Annotated in this window: 13 protein-coding genes; 10 read left to right on the forward strand and 3 right to left on the reverse strand. The window is 63.3% G+C overall.

The features are described from left to right. Window positions 1-51: 51 nt before the first annotated feature. From I6E51_RS02185 to I6E51_RS02205, 5 genes are all read left to right on the forward strand, one after another. Window positions 52-690 carry a TrmH family RNA methyltransferase gene (locus I6E51_RS02185; RefSeq protein ID WP_197109296.1) on the forward strand — a complete coding sequence of 213 codons (639 nt, stop codon included), beginning with the start codon at window positions 52-54 and terminating at the stop codon, window positions 688-690. Window positions 691-696: 6 nt separating this feature from the next. Continuing rightward, window positions 697-1,944, forward strand: a complete 1,248-nt coding sequence (locus tag I6E51_RS02190; protein ID WP_197109297.1) for an FAD-binding oxidoreductase — start codon at window positions 697-699, stop codon at window positions 1,942-1,944. A 170-nt stretch (window positions 1,945-2,114) separates the two neighbouring features. After that, window positions 2,115-2,693 carry a hypothetical protein gene (locus I6E51_RS02195; protein WP_197109298.1) on the forward strand — a complete coding sequence of 193 codons (579 nt, stop codon included), beginning with the start codon at window positions 2,115-2,117 and terminating at the stop codon, window positions 2,691-2,693. Window positions 2,694-2,701: 8 nt separating this feature from the next. Beyond that, window positions 2,702-3,265, forward strand: a complete 564-nt coding sequence (locus tag I6E51_RS02200) for a signal peptidase I (RefSeq protein ID WP_197109299.1) — start codon at window positions 2,702-2,704, stop codon at window positions 3,263-3,265. Window positions 3,266-3,273: 8 nt separating this feature from the next. Further along, on the forward strand, window positions 3,274-4,170 hold the full coding sequence (locus tag I6E51_RS02205; protein ID WP_197109300.1) for a hypothetical protein: 897 nt from the start codon (window positions 3,274-3,276) through the stop codon (window positions 4,168-4,170). An 18-nt stretch (window positions 4,171-4,188) separates the two neighbouring features. Here the strand turns inward: I6E51_RS02205 and I6E51_RS02210 are convergent, their stop codons facing one another. Both I6E51_RS02210 and I6E51_RS02215 read right to left on the reverse strand, forming a co-directional pair. Then, entirely contained in the window at window positions 4,189-4,533 is a 345-nt protein-coding gene (locus I6E51_RS02210) for a protealysin inhibitor emfourin (RefSeq protein ID WP_231599623.1), read from the reverse strand. 142 nt (window positions 4,534-4,675) lie between these two features. Further along, the gene (locus I6E51_RS02215; RefSeq protein ID WP_197109301.1) at window positions 4,676-5,779 is read right to left on the reverse strand and encodes a M4 family metallopeptidase; all 1,104 of its coding nucleotides are present in this window, start codon (window positions 5,777-5,779) and stop codon (window positions 4,676-4,678) included. A 168-nt stretch (window positions 5,780-5,947) separates the two neighbouring features. Between I6E51_RS02215 and I6E51_RS02220 the strand changes: the two genes are divergently transcribed. From I6E51_RS02220 to I6E51_RS02235, 4 genes are all read left to right on the forward strand, one after another. Beyond that, the gene (locus I6E51_RS02220) at window positions 5,948-7,234 is read left to right on the forward strand and encodes an adenylosuccinate synthase (RefSeq protein ID WP_197106697.1); all 1,287 of its coding nucleotides are present in this window, start codon (window positions 5,948-5,950) and stop codon (window positions 7,232-7,234) included. Between the two features lie 198 nt (window positions 7,235-7,432). Next, window positions 7,433-8,053, forward strand: coding sequence for a GNAT family N-acetyltransferase (locus I6E51_RS02225; protein WP_197109302.1), 621 nt, complete (start codon window positions 7,433-7,435; stop codon window positions 8,051-8,053). Then, window positions 8,050-9,003, forward strand: coding sequence for a DMT family transporter (locus I6E51_RS02230; RefSeq protein WP_197109303.1), 954 nt, complete (start codon window positions 8,050-8,052; stop codon window positions 9,001-9,003). The genes I6E51_RS02225 and I6E51_RS02230 overlap by 4 nt, the downstream gene beginning before the upstream one ends. 104 nt (window positions 9,004-9,107) lie before the next feature. Next, window positions 9,108-10,010, forward strand: a complete 903-nt coding sequence (locus I6E51_RS02235; RefSeq protein ID WP_197109304.1) for an amidase domain-containing protein — start codon at window positions 9,108-9,110, stop codon at window positions 10,008-10,010. A 27-nt stretch (window positions 10,011-10,037) separates the two neighbouring features. Here the strand turns inward: I6E51_RS02235 and pgm are convergent, their stop codons facing one another. Then, window positions 10,038-11,672: a phosphoglucomutase (alpha-D-glucose-1,6-bisphosphate-dependent) gene (gene pgm / locus I6E51_RS02240; RefSeq protein ID WP_197109305.1), complete on the reverse strand. Its 1,635-nt coding sequence runs from the start codon at window positions 11,670-11,672 to the stop codon at window positions 10,038-10,040. Window positions 11,673-11,754: 82 nt separating this feature from the next. Here pgm and I6E51_RS02245 point away from each other — a divergent pair, with 82 nt between their 5' ends. After that, window positions 11,755-12,099, forward strand: coding sequence for a chorismate mutase (locus I6E51_RS02245; protein WP_197106692.1), 345 nt, complete (start codon window positions 11,755-11,757; stop codon window positions 12,097-12,099). The last annotated feature ends 18 nt before the right edge of the window (window positions 12,100-12,117 follow it).

Consider the following 12,117-nt stretch of genomic DNA (forward strand, 5'->3'; position numbering starts at 1 on the left):
GATGCCGTCACGAGGCGGTACTCAGGCTAGGCCGCTGACGACTATCGTGGAATGGTGACTGAACCGAACCCCAGCGTCGAGCTGTCGACCAACGGCGTGGGGCCCTGGCAGGGCGAATGGCCCACTGACGCCCACTACGATCCTGCGCTGCTCGAACGCGGGGATAGCCGCAACGTCATTGACCGGTATCGCTACTGGAACATGGAAGCGATCATTGCCGATCTCGACGTGACGCGTCATCCATTCCACGTTGCCATCGAGAACTGGCAGCACGACATGAACATCGGTTCCATCGTGCGCAGTGCCAACGCGTTCGGTGCCGACACTGTGCACATCATTGGGCGGCGGCGCTGGAACAAACGCGGCGCCATGGTCACTGACCGCTACCAGCACGTGCTGCATCATCCGGATGTCGCGGCCTTCGTCGAGTGGACTGAAGCCAACGACCTGCCGATCATCGCGATCGACAACGTGCCCGGCAGCGTCATCATCGAAACTTTTGACATCCCCAAGCGCTGCGTGCTGCTGTTCGGCCAAGAGGGCCCCGGGCTCTCTCCCGAAGCAATCGACGCTGCCACGGATGTCGTGGAGATCAGCCAGTTCGGTTCAACCCGATCCATCAATGCGTCAGCCGCGGCTGCCGTAGCGATGCATAACTGGATTACCCAGCACGTCAGCTTCACGAAGTAGGGAACTATGACACAGCCCGCGAAAGTCACCATTATTGGCGCCGGAATCGTAGGGCTGTCAACGGCCTGGTTCTTGCAGGAGCGTGGCGTGGAGGTCACCGTTCTCGACCGCACGGGCGTTGCCGCTGGTGCTTCGCTCGGTAACGCCGGCTGGGTTGCTCCCGCACTGACACTTCCGCTGCCGGAGCCCTCGATCTTCAAGGTCGGCATCAAAGCGGTTATCGACCCCACCTCGCCCGTGTACGTTCCGGTCGCCGCCAACTCGACGCTGCTGCGCTTCCTCGCTGGCTTTGCGCGTCACTCGACGCCCAAGATGTGGCGCCGCAACATGGTCACGTTCGCCGAGATCAACAAGTGGAGCCTCGAATCCTTCGACCGGATGGAAGACGGCGGAGTCTCTGCAGCCCTCAAGCACGCCGACCCCTTCCTTGCTGCTTTTACTAATGAATCCGACCGTCGGGTCATCACCCACGAATTCGATGAGGTTGCGGCCGGTGGCGGCAACGTGAGCTTTGAGAAGATCACCGGCGACGAGCTGCGCGAGTTCGAGCCGAGCGTCTCCAAGCTCGTGACTCATGGACTGCGCGTGGATGGCCAGCGCTTCATCAACCCTCCCTCGTTCATGGAGGTGCTCGCGGCATCAGTGCGCGCTCGCGGAGCCACGATCGTGGAAGGCGCGAAAGCGACCGGCATCCGCGACCTCGGTGCTGCCGGTGTCGCCGTTGATGTCGAAGGTCAGAACGCGGTGCTCAGCAACGAAGTCGTTATCGCTACCGGAACGTGGCTTGGCGACCTCGCCCGCCAATTCGGCGTGCGCCAAGTCGTGCAGTCGGGCCGCGGCTACAGCTTCAGCGTGAAGCCGCCCGTGATCCCCACGCACCCGATCTACCTGCCCGCCCAACGCGTTGCCTGCACACCCCTCGGGGATCGGCTGCGCGTGGGAGGCATGATGGAGTTCCGGTCAGTCGATGCGCCGGCCGATTCTCGCCGCATCCAAACCATCGTCAACGCGGCCAGCCCGATGTTCGACGGCGTCGACTGGGATGCCCGCGAAGAAGAGTGGGTCGGCTCGCGCCCTTGCACTCCCGACGGCCTACCGCTCGTCGGCGGCACGCGCTCGCCGCGCGTTCACGTCGCTGGCGGTCACGGCATGTGGGGCGTCACCCTCGGTCCCTTGACGGGGCGGATTCTCGCCGAGTCCATCACCGGTGGCGACAAGCACCCGCTGCTCACCGCCTTCGACCCGCTGCGCTAAGACATTTCGACGATGGATGAAGGAGGGGAGGCGCTCCGTGAGGGAGTTCGTGCCACCCCCAGTTCGCGCCTGAAACGCTGACGCATTATTGTTTTTCCGGCGCGCGGGATAGCGTCGCAGTGCGACCATAAATCGGAAGAGTGGTTGCTCGCAGTCTCTGGGGGGAGATTATGTCTGTGCTGCCCGGGAGCAAATCCCGAAAGACTTCAACGATCATCCGACTGGCGCTGGCCAGCGTGGCTCTGGTCGGTATTGGTGCTGCCGCCACGAGCGCCGCGTGGACTGCCCAGACGACCCTTTCTGCCAGCGCGAAAGCGGCATCCATCGAGCTCTACGGAGCCCTGGCGGTCAACGGCACCTGCCCGACCGCTCAAGGATCGCCCTACGTCGAAGCAGACACCAGCGCGGGTGCCGTTGCCATCACTCTCGCTTCGGGAGAGTTTTCTGCCCTCGTGCCTAATCAACAGCGCACAGTCGCTATCTGTGTGCGCAACGGTGGGGACCTGCCTCTCAACGTGTCGCTGAACCCCCTTGCCGTCAGCAGCAACAGCATCTTCGGTGGGTCTGCGCCGGCCACGATCGAGGTTCGCACGAGCGCCGCCGCATTCACCTCGACAGTTCTCGCTGCTAACGCGACCCTTCCGCTGAACGTTGTCGTCACGACGCCGACGAGCTGGCCCACTTCATATCAGGGCCTCTCCTCCGGCGCGGTCGAGCTTGTCTTCAGCGGCTCTACGGACGTGCCCTAGTGCGCGCGATGAAGGTAATCCGGGCTGTCGGTGATGCGCTGCTGTGGGTCATGGCCGTCATTGGCGCGCTCACCGGAGTGCTCTGGATTGCTCACGCGTTCGGCCTGATTCAGCCGCTCGTGGTGGTGTCGGAGTCGATGCAGCCGGCGATTCGAACCGGTGACCTGCTCGTCGCGTTCCCCGTTCCCGTCGAAGATCTTGCCGTGGGAGATATCGCTAGCCTGCCTTCCACGATCACTGGCAATCTCATCACGCACCGCATTATTGATGTCGCGACCGATGCTGACGCTGTGTACTTCGAAATGCAGGGTGACGACAATGATGCTCCGGATGCTGAAACCTACGAGTATGCGCTCGGTGACACTGCGCTGCATCCAGTGCTCACTATTCCCCGAGCAGGCTCCGTGCTGACTGCGCTTGGCTCGCCGATGATCGGCATCCCGCTCTTCGTCGCGATCGTTGCGTCGATTCTCTTGACGGTGCTCCCGTCGAACCCTCGCAAGCTCGACGAGAGCAGCGAAGCTGACGAGCAGTTGGCGCTCTCCGGCGCTGCCGCTGTGACGGAGGAATGAACAGGCTGATGAAACGCATTCTTGCGACAATCGTTGCGCTAGCAGCGACCGTGGCACTCTTTGCTGGCGCGACCACTGCCACGCCGAACACGACGGTGGCGGCCTGGACTGACCCCGCTGTGTTCGTCGCTGAAGCGTCGACCGGCACATGGGGCAGCTCCACCCCCACCCCGAGCTCTATCGTGATCGTTGCGGGAAACACCTCAACCTCGCTCGACTCGACCGCCTGGGATATCCCAGCCTCCGCGACAAGTTCCAGCTTCTGCGTCGACGTGACCGTGCGAGGAACGGATGCCACTCCGCGCGCGTGGGAACTGCATGCCGACATGACCTTGCCGCCGTTCAACGGCCGCACGGGATCCGGCGGAATCTACTCGCGGGGTTCGACGCAGGCGTCATTCTCGACCAGCTCTGCTAGTCCAACCACTCTTGTGATTACGGGTGCCGGCTCAGGCGGTTCGAACTGGAATGAGTCCTATAACAACCGACTCCTCACCGATACTCAGCAGCTGATCATCACGATCTGTGTGAGCAGTGTGCCCATTGCTGCTCCGGGTGCCAGCAGCTACTACTCGGTGACGCAGGCGCACGCTACCTGGACAGACACGCAGGCCTGTGTCGCCGTCACCGCTACGGGCAAGGTGACCGACCTGCAAGCCAACCCCTTCTACTTTGGGTGGGAGGCAACAGTGAACCTCGCCGCAGCGAAGAACCGCATCCTGAGTGCAGGCAAGACGGTGAACTACGTGGGTTGGTCGCCGTCACCCTCTTCTGGTTATCAATACACGACGGTGCCGACGACCTACTACCCACCCGCGGATTCCTACGCGATCACTTCCGGCCGCGCCACCGCCATCAAAGGCACCCAGTCGAGCACTATTACGGCGTGTGTATACGGCTACTAGTTGGTGCGCTGCGGAGACCTAGTCGCATTCGATTTCGGGCTCGGGCTCGGGCTTGGGTTGAGGCGAAGGTGCGGGCTGCGGCTCGGGTGCAGGGCGTGAGGGCTGTGAAGCCTCGCGCACGCGATCAACGAGTTCACGCCACGGGCCAACGAGCTGCTGCTCGGGGATGACCGCTTCGTGCGGTTCACAGTGAATTTCGTAGATGTAGCGGTCGGGCATCGTGTTTTCGACCGGATGCTCGTGCCACGGCAATTCTGCAATCAGCACGTACCACCGCTCGGGGTCGGGCTGCTCATCGACGACGACATCCCATTCGATGCGGCGACCGAGAAGCCCACCGCTGCGCCACACCTGTACCTTCACACGTGCATGCTATCCCGTCGCCGTGCGGGCGAACAGGGTGCAGGTGAACAGGGTGCAGGCGAACAGGGTGCAGGCGAACAGGGTACGACGAACAAGGTGCGAATCAACGCAGCGTCTGCGAGCGAGGTTCTAGGTCACGGCGTCACGCTTCGGCGGGAATCACTCCGACTAAGGCCCAGCCGGCTTCGACCGCGCGCTGTTCGTCCGAGCCGTCACCGAAGCGCGTGGCGGCAGCGGCGATGGTGGCGGCAGCGAATTCGGAGAACTCGCTGCGGGGTGTGAGCGAACCGTTGGTGAGGGTGTCGTACCAAATCTGCCCGGCGCGCTCCCACGCGAAGCCGCCAAGAGTGTCGGCGGTGCTCCAGAAGGCGCGGTTGGGGATTCCCGAGTTGAGGTGCACACCGCCGTTGTCGTCTCGCGTGACGATGAAGTCATCCCAATGGGCGGGTTGAGGGTCTTTGCCGAGCACATCGTCGTCGTAGGCGGTGCCGGGCGCTTTGAGAGACCGCAGAGCATTGCCCTCGACCTCATCGGTGAAGATGCCTTCGCCGACTAACCACGATGCTTCGGCCGAGGTCTGGCGCCAGGCGTGCTGCTCGACGAGTGCCCCAAACACGTCGGAGACGTGCTCGTTGAGGGCGCCGCTCTGGCCGCGGTAAACAAGGCCCGCGGTGAATTCGGTGACTCCGTGCGCAAGCTCGTGGCCGATGACGCTGAGGGAGCGAGTGAAGCCAGTGAAAATTTCACCGTCACCATCGCCGAAGACCATGCGGCTGCCATCCCAAAAGGCATTGTCGTAGAGCGAGCCGAAGTGCACGGTCGCTTCGAGCGGCGACGAACGATCGTCGATCGAGTCACGCTCAAACACTTCCCAGAACAACGCGAACGTGTAGCCGAGGCCGTCATAGGCCTCCGTCACCGAAGCGTCGTCTGTCTCGGGCTCTCCTTCTGAGCGCACGAGGATGCCGGGCAGAGTCTCCCCGGTCTGGGCATCCGAAATGGCGCGGCTCACAATGCCGCGCTCCGCTGGCTCGTCTGGGCGAAGTGACCGCGGCGGAAGTGTGTGTTCGTGGCGCCCATGATCGAGGTGGTCATGCCCGATGTCGATGAGGGATCGCTGCGCGGCATGGGCTGCTCGCTCAAAGCGGGGGTCGTCGAGCGTCGCGATTCGCGACAACAAAAACGGGGGAACGATCGCGCACAGGGCGCGGGGCGATTCGGCGGGGGAAACGTGTTGCAGTGGCATCCGGAACATGATTCATGCTGACACGAACCACTGACGCTGGCGACGATGGCTCACGATTCTCACGGAGTCCCCAGCAACGCCGCCACGCAAGAAATCGCTACGACAAGCAAAAGACTGCTCTCGGGTAGACTGAGGTGTAATCCCCCCACTTCTTCGAAGGGATCCACCATGCCAGCAATCGTCATTATCGGCGCCCAATGGGGCGACGAGGGCAAGGGTAAAGCAACCGACCTCCTCGGTAGCCGCATCGACTATGTCGTCAAATTCAACGGCGGCAACAACGCCGGACACACGGTCGTTATCGGCGACGAAAAGTACGCGCTCCACCTTCTGCCATCTGGCATCCTCACCGAAGGTGTCACCCCGATCATCTCCAACGGTGTCGTCATCGACCCCGAGGTGCTTTTCGAGGAGCTCGACGCTCTCATCGCCCGCGGAGTCGACGTCTCCAAGCTGCTGGTGAGTGCCAACGCGCACATCATCACTAACTACCACCGCACCCTCGACAAGGTGACGGAACGCTTCCTCGGCAAGCGCCAAATCGGCACGACCGGCCGCGGAATTGGTCCGGCGTATGCCGACAAGATCAACCGCGTCGGCATCCGAGTTCAAGACCTTTTTGACGAGAACATTCTTCGCCAAAAGGTTGAGGGCGCTCTCGACCAGAAGAACCACCTGCTCGTGAAGGTCTACAACCGTCGCGCGATCGAGGTTGAAGAGATCGTCACCGAGCTGCTCAGCTATGCCGACCGTCTGCGCCCCATGGTCGCCGACACCGGTCTGCTGCTGAACAAGGCACTCGACGATGGCGAGATTGTGCTCTTCGAGGGCGGCCAGGCCACGATGCTGGATGTTGACCACGGCACGTACCCGTTCGTCACGTCCTCCAACTCCACCTCGGGTGGCGCGGCTACCGGTTCGGGTGTTGCCCCCAACCGCCTCGAGCGCATCATCGGAATCGTCAAGGCCTACACAACTCGCGTTGGTGCCGGCCCGTTCCCGACCGAACTGCACGACGAGTCGGGCGAGTTCTTGCGCGCCAACGGTTTCGAGTTCGGAACCACCACCGGGCGCCCGCGTCGCTGTGGTTGGTACGACGCCCCCATCGCCCGCTACACAGCGCGCGTCAACGGCGTCACCGACTTCGTGCTCACCAAGCTCGACGTGCTCACCGGCCTCAAGACGATCCCCGTCTGTGTCGCGTATGACGTTGACGGTGTGCGCTTCGACGAGATGCCTGTCTCGCAGTCCGACTTCCACCACTCGGTGCCGATCTACGAAGAGTTCCCCGGCTGGGACGAAGACATCACCGGCGCGCGCACCTTCGAAGACCTGCCCAAGAACGCGCAAGACTACGTGCTCGCCATTGAAGCAATGAGCGGCGCCCGCATGTCAGCCATCGGCGTTGGCCCCGGCCGCGACGAAATCATCGTTCGTCACGACCTCGTCGACTAAGCACTTCTGCAGTTAGCTCGCAGCCAAGCGGCACGCACCGGAGAGATCCGGGGCGTGCCGCTTCTGCGTGGGCGGGCGGAGCGTATGACGTGCCGATGGGGAGCCAATCGGGGATTGCTGGACTGAACGGCCGTAATCGGTGGGTGAAGGTCCGAAATCCGCGGGTGCGATGTCTTTGCAAGGTGGGAAGATTTCTGAGTGACCGTAACGCGCCCGCAGCCCCGCATCCTTCAGGGAACCTTCGTCTCCGTTGAACCCCTGACCGAAGCGCACCTCGCTGACCTCTGGCATGCACTCGGTGTGCCCGCGGTCTTTGCCGGTGGCTACGGTGGCGGCCCTGCCGGGCTGCCCGCCGACGAAGCATCCTTCATCGAATGGATGCGCGCTGGCTACCTCGGTTACGCCGACCGGCTGCCGTTCGCCATCCGCCTGAGCTCTGGCCCCGACGCCGGGCGTCTTGTCGGCGTGAGCACCCTCGGTGACCTCGACGATAAGAATTCCAACGCTCACCTTGGCTGGACCGCCTACGCGCCGAGCGTGTGGGGCACTGCGGTGAACCCCGAAACGAAACTCCTGCTGCTCGGCTTCGCCTTCGACAGCGGCTACAACCGCGTGCGACTCCAAGCGGACTCAATCAACGAGCGATCCCGCGCCGCCATCCTCAAGCTCGGTGCCACCTTCGAGGGCATCCAGCGTCAACACCTGCTGCGGGCCGATGGCTCGTGGCGCGACACTGCCGTGTACTCCGTAATCGACACCGACTGGCCTCGCGTGAAGGCCGGGCTACTCGCGCGCCTCGAGCAGGAGCCGCGCGCGTGAGCGCCCCCGTTGCTTCCGCTGGCCGGGTCGAAAAGCATGACACGGCATCCCCGCTCGGAACCTGGTTGCGGTTCGCCGCAGCCGGACTGGTCTGGGGCTCCAGCTTTCTCTTCATGAAAGTGGCGCTGGATGGCGTGAGCTTTGGCCAGGTCGCCTGGAGCCGCGCGGTACTCGGCGCTCTCGCGCTCGTCGTCGTGTTTGCGGTCAGCCGCCGTAAGCTGCCGCGCAAGCTCATCGTCTGGGCGCACTTCACAGTGCTTGCATTCCTCTTCGCCGTGTTCCCGTACCTGCTCTTCGCGTGGGCTGAGCAGTATGTGAGCTCGGGGTTGGCCAGCATCTACAACGCGACAACGCCCATCATGACAGCGATCTTTGCGACCCTCGTGTTCCGGGTAGAGAAGCTCACGCGCTCGCAGATTGCGGGCGTGACTCTCGGCATCTTTGGGGTGCTCGCGATCATCGCGCCCTGGCAGGCCGGTGACATCAGCGGCAGCCTGCTGGGCCAGCTCGCGTGCCTCGGCGCAGCACTCTGCTACGGCGCCGCCATGAGCTACCAGCGCAAGTTCGTGGCGCCGTACAAGGTGCCCGGCGTCACCTCCGCGACCATGAATATCGGCATTGCCGCCGTCATCTACCTTCTGCTGACTCCGCTCGTCGCGACCGGCCCGGTGAACCTCACCCTCCCCGTGGTGGCCAGCCTCCTCGCGCTCGGGGTGCTCGGCACCGGCATGGCCTACGTCTGGAACTACCGGGTGCTCGCCGAATGGGGACCGACCCGCACCTCGACCGTCACCTACATCACGCCCGTGATCGGCGTCATCCTCGGCTTCGTCATCCTCAAAGAAACGATGTCGTGGCATGAGCCCGTCGGTGCCGTGATCGTGCTGGTTGGAGTGCTGTTGGCGCAGGGGCGGATCGCGCTGCCCGGGGCACGAGCTCGCGCGGTATAGAGCGCGGGGAAGGCGGGCGGCCGCGCATAAAGCTTTCCTATGAATCCGGTAGGCAAGGGCTGTTTCAGCGCGGTCTGGCAGTGGGGGTCTGGGAAACTTGAGCCGTGTCTTCCCCCTATCTCGTGCGCCGTATCGGCGTCGGTGCAGCAGCCCTCGGCGTTGTAGCGGCCATTACCGCGTTCGTCATCATGGCCTCCCCGGTAGCCGAAACAGCTTCGTCGGCCGCTGAGGATGTCGCTGCCGCCGTCGCAGAAACCCCCGAGGTTCACGCGGTCAGTGCCACTACCGGCACTCTCGTTGGTGGGGAATCGATCACCATCACGGGGGCAGCCCTCGACGATGTCACCGACGTTACCTTTGGCGGAGTCTCCGCCACCGACGTCGTCATTTCGGACAGCGGAACTCTCACCGCGACAGTGCCCTCGGCTGTCGACTTTCAGCCCACGACAGTCGCCATCGAAGTAGTAGCGGATACCGTGCCGGTTGCCGCTGCAGCCGCCCTCGACTACACCTACGAAGCATCCACCCCGGTCGACAACCAGATGCAGTACTTGATGGAGCACTGGGAAGACTACAACGTCGACGAATACGGCGACCTCAACTCGGTCGGTGGTGACTGCGCCAACTTCGCGAGCCAATCCTTGCTGATGCGCGGGTGGACCATGACCGCCGACTGGTTCAACTACGACGCCGCTGCCGACTGGAGCGGAGCCTGGGGTTATGTGCCCACCATGGAGAACTGGTTGATCTCCAACCCCGAGCTCGGGGCAACCCAGTTGAGCTTCGACGAGCGCGACCAAGTGAAGGTCGGAGATCTCGTTGTCTTCGACTGGAACGACAACGACTTCCTCGACCACATTCAGGTCGTCTCCTCAGTGGAGACCGTCGACGGCGAAATCGTCATCAAGATGGTCGGCCATAACCTCGACACCAACTACCGCGACCTCGATGAAACCATCACCGTCGATCACCCCGGCGCTATCGGACACTTCTGGAGCATCCCGTAACGAGCGGTGGTTTAGCGTTCCTGCTCGCTACCCGTTCAGGGCAGCGTCGACGATCGCTTTGGCTTCGGCCTGCACGAGCCGCAAGTGCTCGGCGCCCTTGAACGATTCGCCGTAGATCTTGTAGACGTCTTCGGTGCCGCTCGGGCGGGCGGCGAACCACGCAAACTCCGTGGTCACCTTCACGCCGCCAATCGCGGCGCCATTACCCGGAGCCTCCGAGAGCTTCGCCGTGATCGGGTCACCCGCGAGTTCGGTGGCCGTGATTGCAGCCCCACTCAACTTGCCCAGCTTGGCCTTCTGCTCTTTGGTAGCCACGGCATCCACACGTTCGTAGGCCGGGTCGCCAAATTCTTCGACCAGCTCGGCGTACAGAACGGATGGCGTCTTGCCGGTGACTGCCAGAATCTCGGCGGCCAACAGGGCGAGCAAGATCCCGTCTTTGTCGGTCGTCCAGACGGAGCCGTCTTTGCGCAGGAAGCTCGCGCCAGCGCTCTCCTCGCCACCGAACGCGACCGAGCCATCAACGAGTCCGGGAACAAACCACTTGAAGCCGACCGGCACCTCGATGAGGTCGCGGCCCATGGCGGCCGCAACCCGGTCGATCATGGAACTCGAGACGAGGGTCTTGCCGACTGCGGCATCCGGGTTCCAGCCCTCGCGGTGCGTGTAGAGATACTGAATCGCCACTGCCAAGTAGTGGTTGGGGTTCATGAGGCCGCCGTCGGGCGTCACGATGCCGTGGCGGTCGGCATCGGCGTCGTTGCCGGTGAGGATGTCGAACTCGTCACGGCGGGCGACGACCGAGGCCATGGCCGACTTCGATGACGGATCCATGCGAATCTTGCCGTCCCAGTCGAGCGTCATGAAGGCCCACGTGGGGTCGACGTCGGGATTCACGACCGTGAGGTTGAGGTCGTACTTTTCCGCGATGAGCTTCCAATAGTTGACGCTCGCACCACCCAGCGGATCAGCACCGATGCGGATGCCGGCCGTGCGGATCGCGTCGATGTCGATGATGTTCTCGAGGTCGTCAACGTAGCGCCCGCGGAAGTCGTAGCTGCCCGCCGTCGTGTTCTCAGCCCCGGCGTCGCCGACGTGCTTTACGGCCGTGTTGCCGTCGGCGATGATCGCATTCGCGCGGTCAGCAATCCAGCCGGTCGCATCGCTGTCGGCGGGGCCACCGTGCGGCGGGTTGTACTTGAAGCCGCCATCGCGGGGCGGGTTGTGGCTCGGGGTGATGATGATGCCGTCGGCCTCATCGCCGTTGTCGGCAGCGTTGTACGCAATGATTGCGTGGCTCAGCGCGGGCGTCGGGACGAAGTCATCGAACTCGTCTTTTAGCGCGAGTACGCCGTTGGCGGCAAGCACATCGAGCGCAGTGGTCTCGGCGGGCTGCGAGAGTGCGTGGGTGTCCCGCCCAATAAACAGCGGGCCCGTGATGCCCTGGCTGGCACGATATTCCACGATCGCCTGCGTGATGGCGGCGATGTGCACTTCGTTGAACGCGGTGTCGAGCGCGGAGCCACGATGGCCGCTCGTGCCGAATACGACGCGCTGCTCGGCGATCGAGACATCCGGAACCAGCGCGTAATACGCCGCCACCAACTCGGTCACATCAATGAGGTCGGATGCCTGGGCTGTCGTGCCTGCGCGATCGTTCATGCGATCTAGTCTCGCACCCCCGAGCGGGGGTCGGCGCGTCATCTGGCAAACACGCAGCATCCGTACGCTCTAAAGTCGTTGTATGGCAGCAGCAGATCAGGCCCACAACGACAACGTCGACCCCGAAGTGCGTGAGCAACTTTTGGGCGCTCGCCGCAGCATTGACAACATTGATGCGGCCCTCATCCATTTGCTGGCCGAGCGCTTCAAATATACGCAGCAGGTTGGTCGTCTCAAGGCCACCAAGGGCCTGCCCGCGTCTGACCCGAACCGCGAGCGCGACCAGATCGCACGCCTCAAGTCGCTCGCCGAAGAGTCACACCTCGACCCGGCGTTCGCCGAGAAGTGGTTCAACTTCGTCGTCGCCGAGGTCATTCACCACCACGAGCAGCTCGCATCGGGCAGCGAGCCCGACTCGAGCAAGTAGAGCGCCTGAGGCGGCGAC

The sequence above is a fragment of the Salinibacterium sp. NSLL17 genome (assembly GCF_015864935.1).
In the GTDB taxonomy this organism is placed as follows: Bacteria; Actinomycetota; Actinomycetes; order Actinomycetales; family Microbacteriaceae; genus Rhodoglobus.